Annotated in this window: 20 protein-coding genes; 8 read left to right on the plus strand and 12 right to left on the minus strand. The window is 66.7% G+C overall.

From position 1 onward, the window contains the following. Complete coding sequence (locus CHINAEXTREME_RS16790) at positions 1-1311, plus strand: DUF7405 family protein (RefSeq protein WP_007140931.1); 1311 nt, start codon at positions 1-3, stop codon at positions 1309-1311. A gap of 37 nt (positions 1312-1348) precedes the next feature. Here the strand turns inward: CHINAEXTREME_RS16790 and CHINAEXTREME_RS16795 are convergent, their stop codons facing one another. The 3 genes from CHINAEXTREME_RS16795 to CHINAEXTREME_RS16805 form a co-directional block, all read right to left on the minus strand. Beyond that, positions 1349-2368 (minus strand): GNAT family N-acetyltransferase, encoded by a 1020-nt coding sequence (locus CHINAEXTREME_RS16795; protein WP_007140930.1) that lies wholly within the window; start codon positions 2366-2368, stop codon positions 1349-1351. Between the two features lie 154 nt (positions 2369-2522). Then, on the minus strand, positions 2523-3818 hold the full coding sequence (locus CHINAEXTREME_RS16800) for a glycosyltransferase (protein WP_007140929.1): 1296 nt from the start codon (positions 3816-3818) through the stop codon (positions 2523-2525). Further along, positions 3815-5236, minus strand: coding sequence for a prenyltransferase/squalene oxidase repeat-containing protein (locus CHINAEXTREME_RS16805; RefSeq protein WP_010546851.1), 1422 nt, complete (start codon positions 5234-5236; stop codon positions 3815-3817). The genes CHINAEXTREME_RS16800 and CHINAEXTREME_RS16805 overlap by 4 nt, the downstream gene beginning before the upstream one ends. 178 nt (positions 5237-5414) lie before the next feature. Between CHINAEXTREME_RS16805 and CHINAEXTREME_RS16810 the strand changes: the two genes are divergently transcribed. After that, positions 5415-6533: a DUF354 domain-containing protein gene (locus CHINAEXTREME_RS16810; protein ID WP_007140927.1), complete on the plus strand. Its 1119-nt coding sequence runs from the start codon at positions 5415-5417 to the stop codon at positions 6531-6533. A 34-nt stretch (positions 6534-6567) separates the two neighbouring features. Here CHINAEXTREME_RS16810 and CHINAEXTREME_RS16815 read toward each other — a convergent pair whose 3' ends face one another. From CHINAEXTREME_RS16815 to CHINAEXTREME_RS16835, 5 genes are all read right to left on the minus strand, one after another. Then, the gene (locus CHINAEXTREME_RS16815; protein WP_076738758.1) at positions 6568-7251 is read right to left on the minus strand and encodes an alpha/beta fold hydrolase; all 684 of its coding nucleotides are present in this window, start codon (positions 7249-7251) and stop codon (positions 6568-6570) included. Next, entirely contained in the window at positions 7252-7389 is a 138-nt protein-coding gene (locus CHINAEXTREME_RS21555; protein ID WP_007140925.1) for a hypothetical protein, read from the minus strand. It lies immediately after the preceding gene. Between the two features lie 71 nt (positions 7390-7460). Next, positions 7461-9077, minus strand: a complete 1617-nt coding sequence (locus CHINAEXTREME_RS16825; RefSeq protein ID WP_007140924.1) for a lipopolysaccharide biosynthesis protein — start codon at positions 9075-9077, stop codon at positions 7461-7463. A 99-nt stretch (positions 9078-9176) separates the two neighbouring features. Beyond that, positions 9177-10550, minus strand: coding sequence for a hypothetical protein (locus CHINAEXTREME_RS16830; protein WP_007140923.1), 1374 nt, complete (start codon positions 10548-10550; stop codon positions 9177-9179). Next, the gene (locus tag CHINAEXTREME_RS16835) at positions 10547-11671 is read right to left on the minus strand and encodes a polysaccharide deacetylase family protein (RefSeq protein WP_029601758.1); all 1125 of its coding nucleotides are present in this window, start codon (positions 11669-11671) and stop codon (positions 10547-10549) included. Before CHINAEXTREME_RS16835 ends, CHINAEXTREME_RS16830 begins: the two co-directional genes overlap by 4 nt. A gap of 420 nt (positions 11672-12091) precedes the next feature. Here CHINAEXTREME_RS16835 and CHINAEXTREME_RS16840 point away from each other — a divergent pair, with 420 nt between their 5' ends. From CHINAEXTREME_RS16840 to CHINAEXTREME_RS16855, 4 genes are all read left to right on the plus strand, one after another. Next, positions 12092-12844, plus strand: a complete 753-nt coding sequence (locus CHINAEXTREME_RS16840; RefSeq protein WP_007140921.1) for an alpha/beta hydrolase family protein — start codon at positions 12092-12094, stop codon at positions 12842-12844. Positions 12845-12942: 98 nt separating this feature from the next. Beyond that, entirely contained in the window at positions 12943-13290 is a 348-nt protein-coding gene (locus tag CHINAEXTREME_RS16845; RefSeq protein WP_007140920.1) for an ArsR/SmtB family transcription factor, read from the plus strand. Positions 13291-13385: 95 nt separating this feature from the next. Next, positions 13386-13661: a DUF7521 family protein gene (locus tag CHINAEXTREME_RS16850; RefSeq protein ID WP_044962062.1), complete on the plus strand. Its 276-nt coding sequence runs from the start codon at positions 13386-13388 to the stop codon at positions 13659-13661. 426 nt (positions 13662-14087) lie between these two features. After that, positions 14088-14612, plus strand: coding sequence for a hypothetical protein (locus tag CHINAEXTREME_RS16855; RefSeq protein WP_007140918.1), 525 nt, complete (start codon positions 14088-14090; stop codon positions 14610-14612). Positions 14613-14618: 6 nt separating this feature from the next. On the opposite strand, the gene CHINAEXTREME_RS16860 is transcribed toward CHINAEXTREME_RS16855, so the two are convergent. The 3 genes from CHINAEXTREME_RS16860 to CHINAEXTREME_RS16870 all read right to left on the minus strand — a co-directional run bounded on the left by CHINAEXTREME_RS16860 (position 14619) and on the right by CHINAEXTREME_RS16870 (position 17395). Then, positions 14619-16136 carry an MATE family efflux transporter gene (locus tag CHINAEXTREME_RS16860; RefSeq protein ID WP_007140917.1) on the minus strand — a complete coding sequence of 506 codons (1518 nt, stop codon included), beginning with the start codon at positions 16134-16136 and terminating at the stop codon, positions 14619-14621. Between the two features lie 108 nt (positions 16137-16244). Further along, positions 16245-16646 (minus strand): universal stress protein, encoded by a 402-nt coding sequence (locus tag CHINAEXTREME_RS16865; RefSeq protein ID WP_007140916.1) that lies wholly within the window; start codon positions 16644-16646, stop codon positions 16245-16247. Positions 16647-16696: 50 nt separating this feature from the next. Beyond that, entirely contained in the window at positions 16697-17395 is a 699-nt protein-coding gene (locus CHINAEXTREME_RS16870; RefSeq protein WP_238593305.1) for a hypothetical protein, read from the minus strand. Between the two features lie 139 nt (positions 17396-17534). Between CHINAEXTREME_RS16870 and CHINAEXTREME_RS16875 the strand changes: the two genes are divergently transcribed. Further along, positions 17535-20255, plus strand: coding sequence for a DNA-directed DNA polymerase (locus CHINAEXTREME_RS16875; protein ID WP_007140914.1), 2721 nt, complete (start codon positions 17535-17537; stop codon positions 20253-20255). A gap of 22 nt (positions 20256-20277) precedes the next feature. On the opposite strand, the gene CHINAEXTREME_RS16880 is transcribed toward CHINAEXTREME_RS16875, so the two are convergent. After that, complete coding sequence (locus CHINAEXTREME_RS16880) at positions 20278-22119, minus strand: histidine kinase N-terminal 7TM domain-containing protein (RefSeq protein ID WP_238593306.1); 1842 nt, start codon at positions 22117-22119, stop codon at positions 20278-20280. Positions 22120-22433: 314 nt separating this feature from the next. Here CHINAEXTREME_RS16880 and CHINAEXTREME_RS16885 point away from each other — a divergent pair, with 314 nt between their 5' ends. Next, positions 22434-23342: an ABC transporter ATP-binding protein gene (locus CHINAEXTREME_RS16885; RefSeq protein WP_007140912.1), complete on the plus strand. Its 909-nt coding sequence runs from the start codon at positions 22434-22436 to the stop codon at positions 23340-23342. The last annotated feature ends 38 nt before the right edge of the window (positions 23343-23380 follow it).

A 23380-nucleotide genomic window follows, 5' to 3' on the forward strand; every position in this document is an offset into this window, starting at 1 on the left:
ATGTCCCCACCAACGGACGATCGGACGGAGACGAGTGAAACCCGGGTGCGTTCCCGCCGGGCGTTTCTGCGCTCGGCGGTCGCTACCGGCGGAACCGTCGCTCTCGCGGCGTGTCTCGAGAACGGCGCCGCACTCGAGGTCCCCGACGGCGTCGCCGAGCCGCTCTCGCTTCCCGAGCGACAGCACGCGTGGAACGACGTGCTGGAGACGGATCGAGACGGGAACGTCGAGCCGCCGTCCCATCACGTGTTCCTCAACCTCTCGCTGTCCAGCGACCCGGATTCCGCCACCCGGGAAACCGTCACTGCCGCGTTACAGGGGGTCGAACGGGCCATCGAGTGGAGCAGTTCCGGACTCCTCTTTACGCTCGGGTACACGCCGGCGTATTTCGACCGGTTCGACGCGACCCTCGACGAGGCCGTCGATCTCCCGACGCCGGACCCGATCGTCACGCTCTCCGCCGAGAGCGACGTGACGGTGGACACGACCGATGCGCTGTTACACCTCGGGAGCGACGAGCCTGCCGTGGTACTCGCGGTCGAGGAGGCGCTGTTCGGGGACCGAACGGAACTCAACGGACACTCGCTGTCGACGTCTCTCGAGAGCGTTTTCGAGCGGACTGACCGCCGAACGGGGTTCGTCGGACGGGGCCTTCCGGCCGAACGACAGCGCGGCCTCGAGGGGATCCCTGACAGCGAACCGGTTCCCGAGGAAGCCCCGTTCTTCATGGGATTCCGCTCCGGCTTTCGCGAGAGTCAGGCCACCGAAGACCGGGTAACGATCCAGGAGGGGCCGTTCGCCGACGGATCGATCCAGCATTTCGAGACGCTCGAGCTCGAACTCGGCGCGTGGTTCGAGGAGAGCGACCACGAGCAACGCGTGGCGCAACTGTTCAGCCCCAAGCACGCCGAGCGAAACGCAGTCGGCGAGTACGGTGAGCGACTCGGGAGTTCGACCGGCATCGACACTGTCGTCGACGACGTTCACGAGCACGCTCGCGAGCGCAACACCGTCGGCCACGCCCAAAAGCTCGCCCGGGAACGCGAAAACGGGCAGCCGGTGTTGCTACGACGGGACGTGAATACGACTGACGGAAATCGTTGCGGTGTCCACTTCGTCTCCCTCCAGCGGACCATGTCCGAGTTCAGGCGCGTACGGGAAGCGATGGTCGGCGAGGAATTCCGACAGCACGGGCTCGGTCCACGCCAAAGCAACGGCATTCTCCGGTACCTCCGGCTCCGGCACTGGGGGAGTTATCTCGTCCCGCCGCGGACACATCGGGCGCTACCGAGACCAGATCCCGAACGGTAAGCGGGACGCCAGTTCCGACACTCGGCGGTCAAACGGCTCATTTCAGCGAGCCACTCACCCGCTGGTAGGCCGACTTCGCCAGTTGCATCTCGAGGCCCGACGATTCAACCACGTAGTAGGGCCGTAACTCACCGTTGAACTTCCCTTTGTACTCACAGAGCCGTTCCGTGTTCGCGCCGACGAGGTCGTACCCCTCGATCGACTCGAGGTCCGGATCGGTAACGACGTCCTCGAGGATCCGCCGGTGCAGGAGGTTGTTGACGCTGACGTGCTCGTAGGATGCGGTCACTCCGCCCTGCCAGTAGTAGGCCAGGTCGTTGGAAAACAGCGTGAGGATGCCGCTCTTGTACTCCCCGTCGGGCGTCCGGGCGACGTAGGTTCGCCACCTGTCGTCGTCGAGGGTCACGAGCAAGTCACGGAGGAACTGCGGGGTCATCGGCGCTTCGTCGTCGTACTCCGCGTACTGGTCGACGACGTCGTCGTAGATCCGCAGGGCGGCGTCGATTCCCTCCGTCTCGATCGTCAGATCGACGTCGTCGTAGCGGCGCATCTCGTTTCGCAGACTCTTGCTGAAGCCGGCCATCGCGTCCTCGAGGTTGCTACAGCCCTCGAGGTCGACGACGTAGGTGAACTGCGGTTCGACCGAAAGATCGTTCCAGCCGTACGGTCGCGGGTCGTCGTAGCCGACGGAACAGGTCATCCGGAACAGCGTCGATCGCCGGTCGGCCTCGACGTCCTCGAGGACGCCCGCCGCCAGTTCGGCGTTGATCCGCTCCCACTTGCGTCGCTTCGGGCTGTTGGGGTCGATGATCGGACCGAGCCGGGGGACACCCATCGAAACCGGCGGCGAGAAGACGGTTCGACCGACGGCGTTTTCGTCGACGAAGACGGGGAGGAGGCCGACGGCTTGCTGACCCTTGAACGCGCCGTAGAGCCGCAGTTCGGCGTCGGTGTGGGCGTCGAGCACGGCCAGCGCGTCCGGATCGTGGAAGACTTCGAACCCCGACCTGGGAAGCGCGTCGCCCCACCGCTCGAGGTCCAGTCGTTCGATGTCCATGTAGGTCGTCGTACTGGGAGTGTTCGTTTTGTTATCGCGTCGCTACCGGCGATAACCCGCCGCCTTCCACCTCGTCGGTCGAAAGTAAGTGGGGGAGATCCAGTTACGCCTCGGTCGCTCGAGATCGAGATCGAGACCGAGACCGGGACTGAGGTCAGGAACGGGAACGGGGACGGGGACAGGGACGGGACCGGACGAGCGTCGCCAGGATCCGCCGCCAGTCGTCGCCAGCCTGCTCGTACGAGAACGAGGATCGTACCGCGGTCGCGTTCGTCCCCGGATCGGCCCACCCGTCGCGTTCGTCGGAATCGGCCAGACAGCGATCCATCGCCGCCGCAAAACTCCGGGGGTCCCGATCCGGAACGACGATACCGTTCTCGCCGTCCGTGACGACGTCGGGGACCGAACCGACCGACGGCACCACCGGCGGCAGTCCCGACGCCATCGCCTCGAGCATCACGAGCGGCAGGGCGTCGCGACGGGAGGTGAGGACGAAAGTCGCGGACCGCCGGTAGTAGGGACGGGGGTCGTCGACCCAGCCGGGAAGATCGACCCGGTCGCCCAATCCGTGGGCTTCGAGGGTCGCGGCGACGGCGTCCCGGAGCGGGCCGTCGCCGACCATGACGGCCCGGAACTCGCCCGTCGAGTCCCGCTTCTCGAGCGCGACGAGGGACTCGACGAACCGCATGGGGGCTTTCTCCTCGCTGAAGCGGCCGACCCAGATGAACTCGTAGTCGTAGTCGTAGTCATGGTCGTCCTCGGCGTCGCCAGTCCCACGATCGGCCGGCCGATACCGCTCGACGTCGATCGCGTTCGCCAGGATCTCGATCCGCTCGCGGGGGACGCCACAGTCCTCGAGGTCCGCGGCGTGGGAGGGCCCCGGCACGGAGACGGCGTCGAAGCGTCTGAACGCCCACCGCGGCAGCGGGCCGTACCACTGCCGAGCGTGGTGGTCCAGGTCGATCCCGATGATCCCCAACGAGGCCGGATAGCCGTAGACCGCCTTCAGGGCGAGCGCGTAGAGCCCGTAGGGGAACAGCGAGATCGAGGCGACCGCGTCGTACTCGGTTCGGTACCCCTCGAGCAGCGCCACGAAAAACAGGAGGACGAGCCGCAGCGGCCGCGGGCCGACGTCGGGCACCTCGCGGTATTTCGCAGACTCTACATCGTGACGCGGATTCAGGCAGACGAGCGTCGTCTCCCCGGCGACGTCGGAAAGCGGGCCGTAGTGGCGCTCGTTCTTGTGACCGAGTCCGGAGACGACGAGGACCCGCGCCTCCTCGGGTGCCGGATCGGCGTCGTCGACGGAACCCGCGAGATCCGAGCCGAACGGGTCCGGCGGGGTCCGGCCGGGGCGGTCGTCGCTCGAGGCGTCGTTCGCTTCCGTGTCCGGCCTCGAGCCCGCGTCCGGGAGTGTGTCGGCCGGACCTTCCGTGGCGGGGCGGCTCATGTCTCGGGCGTCGGTGCGGCCTCCCGTCGGTCGATCTCTCGGTCGCCTCCGGCTGGTTCGGCATCGAGAGGACGTTCCGGGTCTCGGTCCCGCCGGGCACAGGCCAGCAGGAACTCCGACGTCGCGTACGACATCCAGCCCTGACACCACCGCATCAGCGTGACCCGCTTCGTGTGGTGGCGGTACTTGCGGTAGTAGAACCGGCCCTGCTCGCCCTCGACCTGGAGGTTAGCGAGGGTCCACCGGAGGATACGCTCGGCGAGTTCGAGCTCGCCCTCCCGGGCGAAGACGAGCATCCCCTGAGTGCTCGCGTGAATGTCTCGCGGATAGTCGTTTTCCTCGTCGAAATTCGGCGCGCCGTCGAGTGCGAACAGTTCGTCGCGGTAGAACTCGAGTGCGTCCTCGAGGGTCTCCTCGTACCGGTCGTCGCCGACGATGTCGCGGTACCGCTGGAACGACTCGACGACGAACCCGTTGTGATGGTTGTCCATCGAGAGGTGGGAGGCGTCGGCCGGGAGCCGGTAGGGCCAGCCGCCGCGGTCGGTCTGGCAGGCCGCGACGTGGTCGAGGATCTTCGTCGCCCGCTCGCGGAGGTCGTCGTCGCCGAAGTAGTCGTAGAGATCGACGAGCATGGATGCCCCGAGCGCCGCGGCGTTGATCGTGTAGGAGTCGTCGGGGTGGTTCATGTGGTAGTCGATCTTCGCCCCGTCATCGACCTCGCGGTAGTTCAGGTCCTCGACGAGAAAGTCAACCGCCGTCCGTGCGAGCTCCGCGTGAGAGGCGTACTTTTCGCGGGTCTCGGGGTCGAGATCGACGTCCTCGCGCCCGGCGAACCGCGCGACCTCGAGCAGCGCCCGGACCGCGTAGGCCGTCGACACGATGTCGGGATCGCTCGGGACCCCCTTCGTGTGGAGGTGCTGGATCGGATGACGGTGGCCCCCACAGAAGCCACTGTAGTCGGTGATGCGTTCCTCGATCAGCCAGTCCGCGAGCCGATCGGCCTCGAGCAGCGGGTCGAACGCGGCAAGCGAGGGATCCGTCTCGGTGCCGTCACCGACCAGGTCGTAGTAGTTCAGGTTCGCCATCGTAAACAGCGCGGCCCCCTTGTAGTTGCGCCGTTCCTCGACGCGGAAGATCGGTCTGACGTCGACCGGGGAGCGTTTGACCGTCTCCTGGACGGCCAGGTTGAGCCACCTGTTGTCGATCGGCAGCGCCTGCAACAGCCGGCTACTGAGCCCGTCACCGTAGTCCGGGCCGACGTAATCCCGGCGACGAGCGTACGCGAGCGTCGAATCGAGTACGGAAAGATATCGCTCGCGTCGGTCTCCGCCCACGTCGACGTCGCCCTCGTCCTCGAGTCGGTACATACCCGCCGGTCGCGTCTCGCCGTCCGTGTCGCTACTACCCTGAGACTGCATCTACGGACACCTGGCAACGTATTCCTATTATTATACGCTCGCTACCGCCGGTCCGCCCTCGCGCCGCGACGGTCAGGAGGGGACTGTCCCGCCGTCTGGTGGTCGTTACGGTCGGTACGAGCCCGATAACAAACCCCCTCGGCCGCTCACCGTTCGGTCAGGAGACGATACCGTCAGCATGAGATACCTGTTCTTTACGAATACGCCGGCGCACGTCCACCTGTACAAGCACGCGATCGGGCGGCTCGCGGCTCGCGGGGACGACGTCCTGGTCCTCGCGCGGGATTACACCTGTACGGTCGACTTGCTCGAGTGGTACGACCTGCCCTACGAGGTCTACGGCTCGTGTGACACCTCGAAGGGGTCGCTGTTGAGTCGGTTACCGGCCCACTACGCCCGGGCGATCCGCCTCGCCAGGCGGTACGACCCCGACCTGATCTTCGGGATGGGCGGGTACGCCGCCCACACCGGGGCCGTCGTTCGGACGCCGACGGTGTTGCTCATCGACTCCGAGCCGGCGTCGTTCGACCACACGATCTCGACGCCGTTCGCCCGAGCGATCCTCACGCCCAACACCTTCCGCAAGAACCTCGGCGAACACCACTACGTCTTCCCCGGATTCAAGGAGTGTGCGTACCTCCATCCCGACACGTACGAGCCTACCCCCGAGGTCCGGGCAGAACTGGGACTCGAGCCCGACGAGCGGTTCGCCCTCCTTCGGCTCAACGCCTTCGGCTCCCAGCACGACGTCGGCAAGCACGGCCTGACCGGCGCGGATCGCCGCCGGATCGTCGAGCGCCTCGCCGAGGACGTCACCGTCCTGGTCTCCGACGAGAGCGGCAAGGCCGACCTCGAGGGGCTGCCGGCTCGCCGGTTCGACCTCCACCCGGCGCTGATGCACGACGCGCTCGCCGAGGCGAGCCTGCTCGTGGCCGACACCCAGACGATGGTGACCGAGGCAGCCCTGCTCGGGACGCCCGCGATCCGCTCGAACTCCTTCGTGGGCGACGACGACATGGGCAACTTCGTCGCGCTGGAGAACCAGGGACTGATCCACAACGTCGCCGAGGCCGACGCCATCCTCGAGCGCGTCGAGGAGTTGCTGGCCGACGACACCGTCGAGGATACCTGGCAACGCCGCCGTGACGAGTTCCTCGCGGGGACGGCGAACCTCACGGAGATCATCGTCGACGTGGCGAACGTCCGCGGCCGAGTCGAGGAGGTGGAGTCCGTTCGTCAGTTCGGACGGCGGCCGGAACAGGAGCCGGCACAGTCGGTCGGCATCGGCGGCGACTGACCGGGGAACGGTTCGTCGCGAGCCTCGAAATCGGCTACGGTACCTCGTCGAGAAACTCCAGGACGGCTCGAGTTGCTTCCTCGCGAGCGTCACGCACGACCGTATGGCCCGCCCCGTCGACGTGATAGAGACGACCGTTCGGAAGGCGGGCACACCGGGTTCGGTCGCGCTCCCGCTGTCGTTCGTCGCCGTCCGCACGGAGGACCAGCGTCGGGGCAGCGATCTCCGGATAGATTTCCTCGGGATCGGCGAACCCGTGACGGGTGACCGCGGCGGCGCGGGGATGCACGCGCTGTCGGGCACGTGTGAGCAGCCGTGCGAGTCGTTCGTTGCCCGTCGCTACGAGGTCCTGGAGACCCTCCTCGACGGAAAGCAACTCCTCGACCGACAGCTCGTGCCACTCCTCGATCCGCTCGCGAGTGCGACGCTCGCGCACCTTCGGGTCCGGCTCGAGATCGAGCAGGCCGGCGGGATCGATCGCCACGATCGCGTGCGGTCGCTCGGGCCGGCGAGCCCCAGCCGCCATGACCGTGTTCCCGCCGGTCGAGTGACCCAGGAGGACCGGCGACTCGAGGCCGAGTTCCTCGAGGAGCCCGAGGAGGTCGTCGATTCTGTCCGCGACCGAGTACCCCGTCGGCGGCGCGTCCGACAGCCCGTGACCGCGGGCGTCGTACGCGACGACGTCGTACTCGGCGTCGAGGTCCGAGACGAGCGGCAGTCAGCTCGGCACGTCGTCGTAGAGGCCGTGTGCGACGACGAGCGGCCTGCTCGACCCACCGGTCCGAAGGTAGCGAATCCGGACGCCGTTTACCCTGACGTCGTCGTCCACCCAGTCCTCCGGCAACCGTTCGTTCACGTTGCGTTCGACACTCGACCGCGCGGGATATACCTTCCCCTGGCCACCGTTCGCGGTCGACCGGGTGTCGGCTACGCCCGGTACCGTGACATTATCCCGACGAGGTCCTCGCGGTAACGGACGGCGAGTTCGCTGACGACGAGCCGATCGCGGGGATCGACCCCTAACAGGTGCAACGTCGCCACGTAGGCGAGGAGCCCGACGACCATCCCCACTGCAACGGCGGGCGCTCCGTCCGCCGCCGACCGCACGCCGAGCATCGCTCCGGCCATGACGACGCCGCCCCCCAGCGGCTTGAGGTACGTGGCGTCGAACGGCCACAGCCCCTCGAACCGACGGAGCAACAGGACCTGCAACGAGTTCTGGACGGCGATCGCGAGCGAGGTGCCAAGCGCCGCGCCGACGAGTCCGAACGCCGAAACGAACGCGTAGGTCAGCGTGACGTTCAACGCCGCGAGCAGCCAGTCGAGGGCCATCCGGGCGTACTGGTGGTCCGTCATCATCAGGAGCCAGCCAGTCGCTCCGACGGCGCTGCCGACGAACACGCCGCCGAGGTAGACGACCAGCGGGAGGTATCCCCGGGCGTAGGTCGCCCCGAACAGCGCCAGCAGTTCCCTGCCGAACACCGCCTGGACCGCCAGGACCGGAACGACGGCGGTGACGATGAGACGGGTCACCGACGAGTAGACCGCGTTGAGCGTCTCCATCCTGTCGCTCGAGTGGAGTTCGGAGGCGACCGGGGGCAACAGCTGATTGAACGAGAGCAGGGGGATCCACGCGATCGAGATCAACACGAGGACGACGTTGTAGACCCCCGCAGCCGTCGCCGAGAGTAGCGCGCCGACGAGCAGGATGTCGACGCGGTTCTGGAACACCTTCCCGAGGCTGCTCATCGCTACCGGCGCCGCGTGATCGTAGAACCGGCGGACTTCGGCCCGCGCGCCCCTGAGCCGCGGCCGAATGCCGGTCGCGCTCGTCGTCGCCGGAAACCCGACGATGACGAGGGCGGCGGCACACGCGACGAACGCGCCGGCGACGCCGACGACGGAGTAGCCGAGCGCGAGGGCGACGAGCGCGCCGACCAGCCGCACCGCCGGTCGGAGGAGTTTGTTGAAGATCACCTCACCGCGAGCCGAACCGACGGCGCGAAAGAGCGCGGCGTAGATCATCAGGACGCCGAGCAACAGGACGAGAACGCCGAACAGCCGCATCGCCGGCGGGAACGATGGGTGGTCGACCGTGGCCGCGTCGATCCGCGGCGCGAGGACCCACACCGCCGCGGCGATGGCCAGGCCAAAGCCCGTCGTGGTGGCGTAGGCCAGTCCTGCGACCCGCGACCGCCGCGCGGGATCGTCCTCGAACGCGGGCACGTACCGCTGGAGGGTCGGTACGCTCCCGAACGTGACCAGCCGAACGAGCAACTGTGCGATCCGCCAGGCGAGCGCGTACACGCCGTACGCGACGGGGCCGAGCCCCCGCGCGAGGACGAACTCCGTCGCGGCGACCAGCCCGCGCTGGACGGAGACGCCGCCGGAGGTGACGACCGCGCCGTGGGCGATCGTCAGCAGGGCCTCGCGCTCGTCGGGGGCAACGTCCGTGCGTGGCTCGGTCTCGGTCTCGGGCTCGGCTCCCGGATCCGCCCCGTCCTGCTCTTCTCCTCTCGGCTCCTCGCGTAACTCGCTGCTCACGACGGTATCTACTCACCGGGAGTCCGCTCCGGGAGTTAAAATTCTCGATAACTGATAGACGTGGCCGTACGGCCCGTGGGTGGCCCGACCGGTCCGGATCTACTCCGATCCCGATCGGGACCGATATCTCACCGCCAGCGCGACGGTCAGCAGCGCAATCACGCCGGCGGCCGCACCGAGTTCGAACCCCGGAATAGCCGAGGCATAGCCGCCGTCCGTGGCCGGGGCCTCTCCGGTCTCCGCGACCGTCAGCGCCTCGAGCGAGGAGACCTCCGCGGTGTAGTAGTAGGCCGTTCCCGTCTCGTCAGTTAGTGACGTGTCGGCCTCGCTCCAGCCGTCGTCCCCGTCGGCCTCGTAGAGTGCCACGCGGTCGGGATCGAGACCCCGTTCCTCGAGCACGTCGGCCCGGACGCTGACGGTGACCGTCGCCGTCACGTTCCCGCTCGCGGAGCCGTCGAGCGATCCCAGCGATTCGCGGTCGGCCGGCGAGGCGGGGAGGTCGTCGGGTTCACGGCTCTCGAAGGTGACCGTCTCCTCGCCCTCGAGGCCGGTCACGTCGACGTGATCGAACCTGACGGCGTCGCCCGTTCCGTTGGTCGGCTGGAGGCGAACGACGTCGTCCGGCGACGCGCCGTCGATCGTGGCGCCGATCCCGTCGTCGGTGCGGTCGTAGCTCACCGACGGGTCGTCGCAGGTTCCCGTCCGAATCGTCACCGGCTCCTCGAGCGAGGAGAAGGCTGCGCGCTCGGGGTCGTCGGCGTCGCCGGAGAGGACGTGCCACTCCTCGATCTCGCCGCCGTCGTACCAGTCGGGGACGGAGAGGTCGTCGTTGTCGTAATACTCCGCGTCCTCGTTGAACGCCGGGTGAATCGTCGCGGCGAACGGTTCGTTCAATCCGCCCTGGATCGCGCCGCCGGCGGTCCGGCTCTCGATCCAGATCCAGGAAGCGCTCGCCCAGCCGTCGCCGCGGTCGAACTCGTCCATGTTGGTCGGTCCATCGTAGTCATCGTTCTTGACGACCCACTCGGACTCGTGGGGAAGCCCCACGATGTCGAACGTCGCGACGCCGCCCGTCGTGTTGCCGTCGACGCGGTCGTGGACCATGACGAGACTGATCCCGTCGGTCCCCTCGTGGAGGAAGAGCAGGCTCGCGTTGTTCTCCTGGAGGTGTTCCGTGCCGTAGGAGCTGTACATCCGGTCGACCCCCTCGGGGTGGGTGTCGTGGTTCCGGTAGTCGTAGAACGACTCGACTGACTCGGCGGTCGATAGCGGCTCGATCTGCCGGCAGGCGTCGCCCTGTTCCACGACGTAGGAGTCGGCAGACAACTGGGCCGACGCGCCGGTTCCGATCACGGCGCCGCCCGCGCCTGCCCCCGATCCGCTCTGGGCCGTCGCGATTCCGGTCGCGCCGACTGTCCCGAACACGACGAGCGCGACGACGGCGACGACCGTCGCGGGGTTCGATCGGGTCACGATTCACCCCTCGCCGTCGGCGAGTCGGTGCCGACCGGTTCCGACTCGGTCGGGTCGGCAGCGTCCGTGACTCCACCGGGGTCGGTTTCTCGAGCGGGGCGGGTTTTCCCGTCCGAGTCCGCTTTCGACCCTGTCACCGGCGTCACCTCCGGGTCGTCCCGGGCATCCAACTCGGCGTCAGCGTCGGATTCGGCTTCGGCTTCGACTTCGATTTCCCCCTCGAGGTGCTGGCAGAACGCACCCGGAGAGCCGATCCACGCGCCCATTTCGGCCGCCCGCTCGACGAGCCACCGGTAAAGGCGTCGATGGCCGGGGAACTCCCGCTCGTTGAAATATCGCGGGTGCCAGAGGACGGTCATCACGGCGTCGTTTCTCGCGGCGTCGAGCAACAGGCGTTCGCAAGTGCGCCGCGCGGCCTCGAACTCGGTCCCGGGGTCCGGCAGCGCCTGGTCCATGATCGTCAGCGGGAACACGAGGAAGTCGCTCCCATTGTCCTCGAACGGCCGAATCGGGCGATACCCGTAGTGGAACCCACACTCCGCCGCCGAGCCGAGGCTCGCGTCGTACTCGAGGCCGATCGAACGGTGGTGGTCCCACGTGTCGGGCACCGCCAGCCGGAGATGGTGCTGTCGGCCGCCCGCAACCGGTTTCCCGAGGACGCGCTCGAGGGTTTGCTTCTCCTCCCGAAGCCGGTCTCGGTCGTCCCGGGTGTGGTACGACCCGTGCAGGCCGACCTCCCAGCCGCCGTCGTCGAGCGCGCGGATCGTCTCGACTACCTCGTCGGCGGTGACGTCGTACCGGCCGAGATGCTGTACCCAGTTCGACGGGGAGAACCACTCCCGGACGGGTCGTTCGGCCAGCAGGTGCTGTTCGTTGAGGAAGTAAAACGCCGACCGTACCCCCAGGTCGGCCTCGAGTTCCATGATCGACTCGAACTGCCAGTAGGGGTTCGATCCCGGCAGTAGCGTCCGGAGGTGGTAACCGGGCCGTTCCTGGGTCGCATAGTACAACCCGCGGAGCCCCTTGTAGGGGCGATCCACGTCGTGGGTGAGACAGAGCGCGAACTCGGCGTCGTCGGGGAGGGCGTCGGCCTCGAGGCGACGACTGCGATCCGTCCTCATGGTCGTCCCCCCGTTCCGTTTCTGTTTCCGTTTCCGTTTCCGTTTCCGGAATCGGTTCCGGTTCCGGTGCCGTGGATGTCGACGCCATCGCGCGCGAACGAGTCCGAGCGGCGCCTCGTCGACGATCGGCCGCAATCGGCCCGAACGACGCCTTTGCACGGCGGCGGGGACGGGCGGTACCTGTTCGCAATCGGTTCGGTCATCTCGTCCGTACACTCTCCGCGATCGATACGATAGTAAATGAGGCCGTACTTCCGGACCGGGCCGACGGCCACGTTCGGGCGGGGGTTACGGCCCGCCTACCGCGGTTTCGTCCGAGCGGGGGAGGTGCGACCGTGTTCGACCTGTCCGTCGCCCCCTCGAGTGTGATGCCACGACGAAGAGGAGCGTACTCCCGACTCGAGCCCGTACCCCCACCCGATGCCCGAAACCCACGACGTTCCCGTCGCCGACGGCGAGTCGGTCGTCGCGGTCCACCACCGACCCGACTCGAGCGCGACCGCGAGCGACCGGACCGATCACGGCGCGACCGACGCCTGGTTCGTCTGCTGCCACGGCTTCCTCAGCGACAAGTCCGGGAGCTACGAGCGCCGCTGTCGGCGCGCCGCCGCCGAGGGGTACGAGGCCGTCCGGTTCGACTTCCGCGGCTGTGGCGACGCCGACGGTTCCTTCGCCGACGCGACGCTCGGCAACCGCATCGCCGACCTCGAGGCCGTCCTCGAGTACTTCGATCCTCCGTCGACCGTCCTCTTCGGCTCGAGTTTCGGCGGCAAGGTCGCCTTCCACGCCGCACTTGACCGAGAGGACGTCGCGGCGATCGTCGCCCGAGCGCCCGTGACCTACGCGCGGGCGTTCGACAACTATCGAGCCACGGTCCACCGGGAGGGCGAATGCCGATTCGACGAGGGCCGGTCCATCGACGGCCGGTTTTTCGAGGATCTCGATTCGTACGCGTTCGAGAACGTCGTGAACGCCCTTTCGGTGCCGGTCCTGATCGTCCACGGCCGCGAGGACGGATCGGTCGCGATCGAGGACAGTTTCGAGGCTGCCCGCCGGCTCGAGACGGACGTCCTCCTCCGGGCGGTTCCGGGCGAAGGACACCGCTTCTCGAGCGTCGCCGAGGATCGACTGCTCGAGTCGACGGTCGACTGGCTGGCCCGGCTGGACGTGTGAAGGCGAAAACCGGAACGAACGACCGGTTGTGTCGGGCGTTTTCTCGGTCAGAAAAACCGGACCGTTTTTGATACTACTGCCGGAACGACCGGGTACCAGTGAGTGAGGAGTCGGATCTGTCGACGGTGCTCGCCGTTCTCGACGACGAGTACGCCCGGGAGATCCTCACCCATACGAGCGTCGAACCCATGTCTGCCAGCACCCTGAGCGAACGGTGTGACGCGTCCCTGCCGACGATCTATCGCCGCCTCGATCGCCTCGAGGAGTGTCGGCTCGTCACCGAAGAGACGGAGCTCGCCCCCGACGGGAACCACTACAGCGTCTACAGCGCGAACCTCGAGCGACTCGAGTTGACGCTGGAGGACGGCGCCTTCGATCTCGAACTATCCTACCGTGAGGAAGACGTCGCGGACAGATTCACCCGAATGTGGGAGGGGATACGATGATCGGGGACGGAATCAGTATCCGTACTGGGTTCGAACCGGAGGCCGTAACGGGCCCCGGAGCCAGCGCGGACGTCGTCAGGATCGACGAGGCGACGATGTTCGAACTCCTGACCGTCGCGAGCCTCTTTCTCGTCGCCTTGATCGGGACGGTCATCGCGTACCAGGCGTATCGGGGGTACCGCCGTAACGATGCGCCGTCGATGTTCTACCTCGCGATCGGCCTGCTGTTGCTCACCCTCTGTCCGTTCCTCGTGAACGTGACGATCAACACGTTTACCGACGCACAGCAGGTCGCGACCGTCTTCTTCGAGAACGTGAGCCGACTGCTCGGGCTCGTGGCGATCACCTATTCGCTGTACGGGCGGCATTGACCCGGACGCCGAATCTCGAGGCTTCCGACGTTCGATTTCGCCAGAGACGTGACAGTGAGAGAAACCGGGTCCAGACGCAGGCGTATCGGGGCCGACTGCGCCGGTTCGGTCGGGCCGAAGCGAAGCGGAGCGGACCACAGGGCGGACGAAAGGGGGCGAGGGGACCGAACGACGGACGCGAGGTCACCTGGCGGGGCAGAGGTGGCGGGCTCCCGCGTGCGGACTGTCGCTCGATCCGGCGGTCGGGAAGCGGGGGATCACGTGGTGTGAGGGAACCGGACCTGTGATCTCCCCAGCCTTTCCTTTACTGGGGGTACTAATAGAGTCGGGAGGGCGTTTTCTGGGTCGGAAAACGCCGCCGGCGAGCAGTGAGGCAAGAATCGATCGATCCCGTACGTTCTTCTTCGATCGGCCGCTCGAGCGGGTATGCAAGTGTATCTCGTCGGCACCGACTCCGTACACGCCACCGCGGCGGTCTGTGATTACCTCGAGCGACGGGGTGCCGGTGACGGCAAGGAAATCGAGGTTATCGCCGTCGCCGCGTCCGGCGACGAGGACGGCGACAGGGTCGGAGACAGGGTCGGCGACAGGGTCGGCGACAGGGTCGGCGACGGGGAGGAACCGGGTGAACGCGACGCCCGCGAGGCGCTAAACGTCGCTCGTGTCAGGCTGCCGTTCGTCGACACGCTTCGGACGGAGTATCGCGACACTGCCCTCGCCCCCGCCCTCGCCGAGGTCGCCGCTGAGCACGAAGTCGACGAAGTGATCGTGGGGCGGACGACCTCCTCCAGCGAAACCGAAGCGAACGGCGACGGTTCGACCGGCGCGGGATCGGTCGTGGACGGCGTTCTCGAGGGAACGTCCCGGCCGGTCGTTGTCGTTCCCGTGCCCGATGCGACGGCAGAATCGGAGTCGGAGTCGAATTCGGAGTCGGAGTCGGAGTCGAAATGACGGCCCTCAGTCGTCGCTGGGCACCGAGTCCGGCCGATAGTCGCGACTGATCGCCTTCCACCGGCCGGTCCAGAACCGGTAGTAGTTGATGGCTGCGGGAACGGCGGTTTCGGCGAGGAAGGCCAGATAGAGCCCGAGCAGACCGATCGCCGGCAGGGAAACCGCGGGGGTCGTTGCCTCGAGCCCCGGGATCGGGACGGTCCAGGACGGGATCTCGAGGCCGACGGCCCCGAGATACGTTAGCGGGATCGCGAGCCCGAACATCCCGAGCAACTGGCTGTAGAAGGGCCACCGCGTATCGCCGCTCGCCCTGAGGGCTCCGGCCGCGCCAGTCGAGACCCCCTTCAGGACGACTGCCACGCAGGCGACCTGGACGAGCGTCACCGCGGTGCCGACGGCCAGTTGGGCCGGTTCGTTCGTGAACGCGAGGACGATCGGCTCCGCGAAGGCGAAGACGATCGCCGCCCCGACGGCGTAGACTGCCGTCGAGAACAGGACGATCTCCCGGCCGAACCGTTCGGCGCGTAGCTCGTCGCCGTCGCCGAGTTCCTGTCCGACGAGGCTCGAGGCCGCGAGTCCGAACCCCCAGCCCGGCGTGTTCATCAGCCCCAGGATGCGGCGGGCGATGACGTAGGCCGAGACGGTCCGCTGGCCGAACAGGTCGACGATGCCGAGCAGCGGGAACTCGGCGGCCGTCCAGACGAGTTTCGACCCGAGCACGGGGAGCCCGATGGTCGTCAGATCGCGGACCGTCGGCTCGTGGACGTAGCTCCCCGTCGGGTCGACGCTGATCGGGAACTCCCCGGCTCCCGGCAGCCGGCCCGCGATCAGTCCGACGGCGAACGTCGCCGTCACCGCGACGTTCGCGAGCACGGTCCCGATCGCCGCACCGGTGACGCCAAGCCCCAGACCGAAGATCAACACGGCGTTGAGGACGATGTTCGCGACCGCACCGCCCGCGCGGACGACCATCGGCGTCCAGGCGTCGTCCATCCCGACGAAGGTCCTGCTCCCGACCAGATTGAGCCCCGCGAAGGGGACGCCGAGGCCGACGATCCGCAGGTAGGTCGCCCCCAGTTCGATCGCCTCGGCGTCCGAACTGAGAAGCGAGATCAGTTTCGTCGGGACGAGCCAGAAGGTCGCGGTGATCGGGACCGTGATTACCACGACCAGCAGGGCGCTCGAGCGGACGGCTTGTCCGAGTTGATCGTACGTCTCCGCGCCGTAACGCTGGGAAACGAGCGCGATCGTTCCGCCGGCGACGCCGCCGCCGAAGGCAAACGCCAGGCCCCAGAACGGCGAGGCGAACCCGACGCCGGCGATGGCCGCCGATCCGACGCCGACGCCGACCATCGCGACGTCGACGGCGTTTTTCGACATCCGGGCGAGCCCGGTGACGATCCGCGGCCAGGCGAGGTCCGTGGTTCGGCGCGCTCGCTCGGCCTCGATCAGGCCGAGCTTCGCGAGCCCGAGCCCGATCCAGAGGATCGCGAGCCGAAACGGGTTGGGAACGGTACGAACCACGGGAATCGACTCGGGCTAATCAACACCGGATAAAAGGCCTTCTCGACCCGGCAGACGGATCCGGTTTCGAATCGATACACTATGCCACGGGTCGCGGTCCCACCCTCGCTACTCGACGACCAACACCGGCCTCGAGGCTGACTCGGCGACCTGGTCCGAGACGCTCTTCCGGAGGAACCGTTCCAGGCCGCGGTTCCGGCCCATGACGATCAGGTCGACGTCCGCCTCGTCGGCGTACTCGAGGATGGCTCGGTGGCGAAGGCCATGCTGGACCGTGGTCCGGACGTCCTCGACGCCCGCTGCTTCGGCCCGGGTGGCGACGTGTTCGACGGCCTCCTCGCCGATCGGCTCGAGGTCGTCGAAGTCGATCCCCGGCGCGACCTGTGCGGAGTTGATGACGTACAGCGCGTGGAGGGTAGCGTCGTGGGCGACGGCGAGGCCGACGGCTTCCTCGATCGCTCGCTCGGTGTTGTCCCGCCCGTCGGTCGGGACCAGGATAGCGTCGTACATCGTGGGTGAATCATTCGATGGGCGTGCTAAAGACGGTTCCCAGCGGTCCGCTATCGCTTCCGCTCCGAGCCCTCGGAGTCCGGGAACGGCCCCTCGAGGTCCCCGGGGCCGTCGTAGCGGTCGCGAACGCGCTCGATACACCGCTCGAGACTGGGGTTCGAGACGGTCCAGTCGCCGTTGCCGGGGACAGTCGGCGTGCCGGCCCGGAACCCCTGGACCTCCGACAGGATCGGTCCGTGAGCGAACGAGCCGAACGCGTCGGAGACGCTGATGACTCGTTCGCCGTCGACGCCGCCGATCGGCTCCGCGATCGTCCCGAGGAGGCCGGATTCGTCCCACCAGAACGCCGCAAGAATCACCTCGTCGACCGATCCCTCGATCCGGACGGTCTCGCAGTCGTGGACCGTCACCTCGACGCCGTCGGTCTCGACCTCATCGGTCGCCTCGAAGCCGCCTTCGTCACCACCCTCGAGTTCGGTTTCGTCCGTCGACACGCTCGAGGCTGGGTTCGATTCGCTGGCCCTTTGTCCGCCCTCGTTGGGGCCGGAAGAACGATCGCTCGCCGCCATGGTCGGTCTGTCGTCCGGATCGCGATCCGTTCGCACCAGGAAGTCGGGAAGGCTACCACCCAGCCGCGAACCCGGGTCGACGCCGTCGAGCAGGAGCGACTCGAGTCCGAGCGCGCCGACGGCGGGCAGGGCCATGCGATCGGTCGACCGCTTCGTCACACGCCGCTCGAGGTGTGGCATACTCCGGCCTTTTCCGACCGGACCAATCAATCATTTTTCACCGGTACGGGACAGTCATCGACGCCGGAACCGGCCGGCGAGGACGACGGCGTCCGCGGATTGCGGGGGTTTTTATCCGGCGACTGCAAAGCCAGCTATCATGACTGAGGCGGGCCAGACCGGACTCGCGGAGTTCTCGTCCCCACCCGAGTCCGAGGACCGACCGGAGGAAGAGGCGGTCGCCGTCGCCGGGGACGGCGGCGGCGCGGCCGACGTGATCGACGTCGTCGAAGAAACGCTGCCCGAATCCGACGGCGAACTCGACCTCGCCGTGATGCAGGTCGACTACACCGTCGCGGGCTACGGCGACGAGGAACGGCCGATCATGCACGTCTTCGGACGGACGCCCGACGGCGAACTGGAGCACGTCCAGGTCGTCGGCTTCCGGCCGTACTTCTACGCGCCGACGGACAGCCTCGAGCGGCCGCCCGAGGAGGAGTACGACCGGCTGACGGGCAGCGAGGAGACGGACGACGACGGCGAGCCCTACGAGAGCATCCGCGGGGAGCGACTGACCAGGATCTTCGGTCAGACTCCCCGTGACGTCGGGAAGGTCCGCGACGAGTTCGAACACTACGAGGCCGACATCCTGTTCCCCAACCGGTTCCTGATCGACAAGGACATCCGGAGCGGGCTGCGGGTACCCGAGCGCCGCGCCGAGGACGGCTCGCTCGTGGTCCCCCACGAGGAGGTCGAACCGGCGGACGTCGACGCCGATCCCCGGATCTGTACGTTCGACATCGAGGTCGACGACCGTTCGGGGTTCCCCGAGGACGGCGAGGAGCCGATCGTCTGTCTCACGAGCCACGATTCCTACCGCGACGAGTACGTCATGTGGCTCTACGAGGCGCCGATCGGCGACGGCGAGATCCCGGCCGAGATCGAGGAGTACGACCCGATCGAGGGCGAGATCGACCACGAAGTCCGGGCCTTCGAGGAGGAGGAGGCGATGCTCGAGGCGTTCGTCGACTACGTCGAGGAGACCGATCCCGACGTCCTCACCGGCTGGAACTTCGAGGATTTCGACGCGCCGTACTTCCTCGACCGCCTCGAGGAACTCCAGGGGACCCACGACTACGATCTCGAGATCGATCGGCTCTCGCGGGTCGACGAGGTCTGGCGCAGCAACTGGGGCGGCCCCGACATCAAGGGCCGGGTCGTCTTCGACCTCCTCTATGGCTACCAGCGGATGGTCTTCTCCGAACTCGACTCCTACCGGCTCGACGCCGTCGGCGAGGAGGAGCTCGGCGTCGGCAAGGAGCGATACGCCGGCGACATCGGCGACCTCTGGGAGGACGACCCCACTCAGTTGCTCGAGTACAACCTCCGGGACGTCGAACTCTGCGTCGAACTCGACCGCCAGCAGGAGATCATCCCGTTCTGGGACGAGGTGCGGTCGTTCGTCGGCTGTAAACTCGAGGACGCCCCGACGCCGGGCGACGCGGTCGACATGTACGTCCTCCACCAGGCGTACGGCCGCTTCGCGCTCCCATCGAAGGGCCAACAGGAGGGCGGCGAGGAGTACGAGGGCGGCGCCGTCTTCGAGCCGATCACGGGGGTCAAGGAGAACGTCACCGTGCTCGACCTGAAGTCGCTGTACCCGATGTGTATGGTGACGATCAACGCCTCGCCGGAGACGAAGGTCGACCCCGAGACGTACGACGGCGAGACCTACGAGGCGCCGACGGGGACCCACTTCCGGAAGGAACCCGACGGCGTCAACCGGGAGATGATCGAGGAACTGCTCGCCGAGCGCGAGGAGAAGAAGTCGCTGCGCGACGAACACGAGCCCGGCACGCCCGAGTACGAGCAGTACGACCGTCAGCAGGGCGCGGTGAAGGTCATCATGAACTCGCTGTACGGCGTCTCCGGCTGGGAGCAGTTCCGGCTCTACGACAAGGAGGCCGCATCGGCGATCACCGCGACCGGCCGCGACGTCATCGAGTTCACCGAAACCGCCGCCAACGAACTCGACTACGAAGTCGCGTACGGCGACACCGACAGCGTCATGCTCGAGCTCGGTCCCGACGTCTCGAAGGACGAGGCCCTCGAGCAGTCCTTCGAGATCGAGGAGTACATCAACGAACGCTACGAGGACTTCGCGCGCGAGGACCTGAACGCCGAGGACCACCGCTTCCAGATCGAGTTCGAGAAGCTCTACCGGCGGTTCTTCCAGGCGGGCAAGAAGAAACGTTACGCCGGTCACATCACCTGGAAGGAGGGCAAGGACGTCGACACGATAGACATCGTCGGCTTCGAGTACCAGCGCTCGGACATCGCCCCGATCACTAAGGAGGTCCAACACGAGGTCATCGAGACGATAGTCAAGGAAGGCGACGTCGAAGGGGCCAAGGAGTACGTCAACGGCGTTATCGAGGACGTGCTGGCCGGCGACGTGAGCCTCGAGGACATCGCCATCCCCGGCGGGATCGGCAAGCGACTCGACAACTACGATACCGATACCGCACAGGTCCGCGGCGCGAAGTACGCCAACCTCCTGCTCGACACCAACTTCCAGCGCGGGAGCAAGCCAAAGCGGCTCTACCTCGAGCGGGTCGATCCCGCCTTCTTCCGGCGGATGGAATCGGAGGAGGGATTCGATCCACAGCGCGATCCGCTCTACGGCGCGTTCAAGCGCGACCCCGACGTGATCTGCTTCGAGTACGAGGACCAGATCCCCGAGGAGTTCGAGGTCGACTACGACAAGATGCTCGAGAAGACCCTGAAAGGACCGATCGAGCGCATCCTCGAGGCGCTGGACGTTTCCTGGGAGGAAGTGAAGTCGGGCCAGGAACAGACCGGCCTGGATAGTTTCATGTGAGCCCGGGTCGGCTACGCCGGGTTTAGTCGACGAGAGACGGGGGCTCCTGGGACGATCCTCGATCGTCGAACGGTTCCCGGTCCCGGCGGTTCACGGGGGGCTCGGTGCTCGCGCTCTCGGTGTCGGCATCGGCATCGCCGTCCTCGTTCCCGGTGACGACCTCGAACCGGGCACCGCCGCCGTCGCTCTCGAGTAGCTCGATCGACCAGCCGTGAGCATCCGCGACGCTCGAGACGATGGCCAGTCCGAGGCCCGTCCCGCCCTCGCTGGTCGTGTACCCCTCCTCGAAGACCGTCTCGCGTTCGGACTCGGGGATCCCGGGGCCGTCGTCCGCGACGTAGAATCCCCCGTCCTCGAAGTCGCTCACGTGGACGGTGACGTCGTCCGGGCCGTGATCGATCGCGTTCCGGAACAGGTTCTCCAGCAGCTGTCGGAGACGACTCCGGTCAGCGCGGATCGTCCGGTCAGTCTCGACGACGAGGGAGGCGTCTTTCGTCGCGGTCCCGTTCCAGGCGTCGGTGGCGACGGCCCGCAGGTCGACGGGCTCGCGGTCGGTCGGCTCGCTTTCCTGGCGGACGAGCGTTCGCACGTCGTCGACGATCTCGTCCATCCGGTCGAGCGACTCCTCGATCGCTGCCAGCCGTTCCGGATCCGGCGGTCGGTCCTCGTCCATGGTCTCGACGTACCCGCGGGCGACGGTAAGTGGGTTCCGGAGGTCGTGAGAGAGAATGCTCGCGAACCGATCCAGCCGCTCGTTCTGCCGTTCGAGTCGGTCGGTCTGGGTCTCGAGTTGTTCGGTGCGGCGCTCGAGTTCGCGCTGCCGTTGGCGTTGCTCGGTAACGTCACGGAAGAGGACGACGTGGCCGGCGTGGTGACCGTCCCGAACCGCGATCGGCGAGACGTCGACGGTGAAGTGTCGCGCGCCGTCCCCGACCGATACCGTCACCTCGTCGTGGACCGGTTCCTCCCGTGCGAGGCGCTCGGCGAGGTCAGGGGGTGAGTTCGGCAACGACCCGGCGTCCGACCCGACGAGGTCGACCCGGGAGCGACCGAATACCGACACTGCAGTCTCGTTGACGTCGACTACGCGGCCTTCGGCGTCGACCACGACGACGCCGTGCTCGATCTCGTCGACGACGGTGCTCCTGGCGATCGGTCCCAGGTCGAGCAACTGGAACCAGAACAGCGATGCGTAGAAGGCGATCCCCGTCACGACGAGGCCGACGCCGGTGAGATCCACCACCGTCGTTCCTCGAAGGTACAGCGCGTTCAGTACCCACGGGACGAGCATCCCCGTCACGAGCGTCGCACACTGGCGACGATACACCCGGCCCTGCGTCCTGAGCATTTCGAGCAGGTACAGCGCGAGCGCGGTCGCGAGTAGCGTGTAGGAGTAAGCAGCGTTGAGGTAGAAGGCGGGGCCGAACGCGAACTCGGCGACGGCTAACCCGTCGACGACGGCGAGTTCCACGCTCGTCCTGATCAGATCGTGAGTCGCCGTGTGATCGGTCCAGACGAGGACGAGCGTCACGAGAAACGGCGCGCCCAGCGCCGCGGCCGTGCGCGTCGTGACCCGCTCGTCGCGATTCGTATACTCGAGGGTAAAGAGCAGCGTGGAGAGGACGAGCAACGTCGACCCGACGAACCGGACGTTGTGCAGGAGGAATTTCGCGGCGAGATCGGTACGCGCAAGCCGTAGCGCGTCGGCCCCTGCCCAGATCCCGGCACCCAGCAACACGCCGACGACGAGCGGGACCGCTCGTTCGTCCCGTTGTCGATTCCGGATCGCGAGCACGCAAAGGATCACAGCGAGGGTCGCGGCGACGAAAAGCGGGAGAAAGCGAGCGGTAAATTGCCAACCCATCGGATGGATCCCCATATTCCATTCCGTTTGATAAGTCTTCGCATGATTTATCAGGGACTCGACGACGAGAAGCGAGTCGAGAGGACGTCCTGCGCCGCTGTAGTCCCGACCGATTCGGCGATCGAAACCGAAACCGACGTACGAACGGTTTTTATATCGTTGGCCGTTCGGGTTCTCGAATCCCGTCCGACAAGTACTACGAATAAAAGTGGAGTTACGTATTCAAAAAATTATTTTGCGGATAGGATATCGTATCCAATTGGATACGAAACCGTTATCAGTGATACGACCCACTCTTCAGGTGACAGAGTACTATGGCACGTCTCGAACTGAGCAACCTGCACGCTGAAGTAGCAGAGGGCGACGAGAAGATCCTCGAGGGCGTCGATCTCGAGGTCGAGTCGGGCGAAATCCACGCGCTGATGGGGCCGAACGGCTCCGGGAAGTCCACGACCGCGAAGGTCATCGCGGGCCACCCTGCCTACGAGGTCACCGAAGGTGAGGTTCTCTTGCACCTCGAGGACGAGGAGTTCGGCGAGGACGTCGAGATCGACGAGGACCAGCGCACCTGGGACCTGCTGGACCTCGAGCCCAACGAGCGTGCGGCGCTCGGCATCTTCCTGGGCTTCCAGTACCCGGCCGAGATCGAGGGCGTCACGATGACGAACTTCCTGCGGACGGCGCTGAACGCCAAGATCGAGGAGCGCGAGGAGCTCTTCGAGGAAGAGGAAGGCGAAGCGGACGAAGACGAGGAGGAAGGCTTCGAGTCCTCGCCGATGGAAGGGGACGTCGACGAAGGCGAGGTCGGCGTCGCCGAGTTCCAGGAGATCCTCCAGGAGAAGATGGAGCAACTGGACATGGACGAGAAGTTCGCCCAGCGCTACCTCAACGCCGGCTTCTCCGGCGGCGAGAAGAAGCAAAACGAAGTGCTGCAGGCTGCCATCCTCGAGCCCTCGATCGCCGTCCTCGACGAGATCGACTCCGGGCTCGACATCGACCGACTGCAGGACGTCTCGAACGGCATCAACGCCCTTCGCGACGAGCAGGGCACCGGCATTCTCCAGATCACCCACTACCAGCGCATCCTCGACTACGTCGAGCCCGACCACGTCCACGTGATGCTCGACGGTCAGATCGCAAAGAGCGGCGGTCCCGAGCTCGCCGAACAGCTCGAGGACAAGGGGTACGACTGGGTCCGCGAAGAGGTCTACGGCACCGCGTAACCGGATTCGGCTAGAACAACGGTAATAACCCTACAGCC

This window comes from Halobiforma lacisalsi AJ5 (genome assembly GCF_000226975.2).
GTDB lineage: Archaea > Halobacteriota > Halobacteria > Halobacteriales > Natrialbaceae > Natronobacterium > Natronobacterium lacisalsi.

Coding starts and splice junctions, on each gene's coding strand:
- CHINAEXTREME_RS16855 (WP_007140918.1), top strand. CDS start 14,088: ATGCAAGTGTATCTCGTCGGCACCGACTCCGTACACGCCACCGCGGCG.
- CHINAEXTREME_RS16790 (WP_007140931.1), top strand. CDS start 1: ATGTCCCCACCAACGGACGATCGGACGGAGACGAGTGAAACCCGGGTG.
- CHINAEXTREME_RS16870 (WP_238593305.1), bottom strand. CDS start 17,395: ATGCCACACCTCGAGCGGCGTGTGACGAAGCGGTCGACCGATCGCATG.
- CHINAEXTREME_RS16885 (WP_007140912.1), top strand. CDS start 22,434: ATGGCACGTCTCGAACTGAGCAACCTGCACGCTGAAGTAGCAGAGGGC.
- CHINAEXTREME_RS16880 (WP_238593306.1), bottom strand. CDS start 22,119: ATGGGTTGGCAATTTACCGCTCGCTTTCTCCCGCTTTTCGTCGCCGCG.
- CHINAEXTREME_RS16805 (WP_010546851.1), bottom strand. CDS start 5,236: ATGCAGTCTCAGGGTAGTAGCGACACGGACGGCGAGACGCGACCGGCG.
- CHINAEXTREME_RS16865 (WP_007140916.1), bottom strand. CDS start 16,646: ATGTACGACGCTATCCTGGTCCCGACCGACGGGCGGGACAACACCGAG.
- CHINAEXTREME_RS16800 (WP_007140929.1), bottom strand. CDS start 3,818: ATGAGCCGCCCCGCCACGGAAGGTCCGGCCGACACACTCCCGGACGCG.
- CHINAEXTREME_RS16835 (WP_029601758.1), bottom strand. CDS start 11,671: ATGAGGACGGATCGCAGTCGTCGCCTCGAGGCCGACGCCCTCCCCGAC.
- CHINAEXTREME_RS16850 (WP_044962062.1), top strand. CDS start 13,386: ATGTTCGAACTCCTGACCGTCGCGAGCCTCTTTCTCGTCGCCTTGATC.
- CHINAEXTREME_RS16810 (WP_007140927.1), top strand. CDS start 5,415: ATGAGATACCTGTTCTTTACGAATACGCCGGCGCACGTCCACCTGTAC.
- CHINAEXTREME_RS16875 (WP_007140914.1), top strand. CDS start 17,535: ATGACTGAGGCGGGCCAGACCGGACTCGCGGAGTTCTCGTCCCCACCC.
- CHINAEXTREME_RS16795 (WP_007140930.1), bottom strand. CDS start 2,368: ATGGACATCGAACGACTGGACCTCGAGCGGTGGGGCGACGCGCTTCCC.
- CHINAEXTREME_RS16840 (WP_007140921.1), top strand. CDS start 12,092: ATGCCCGAAACCCACGACGTTCCCGTCGCCGACGGCGAGTCGGTCGTC.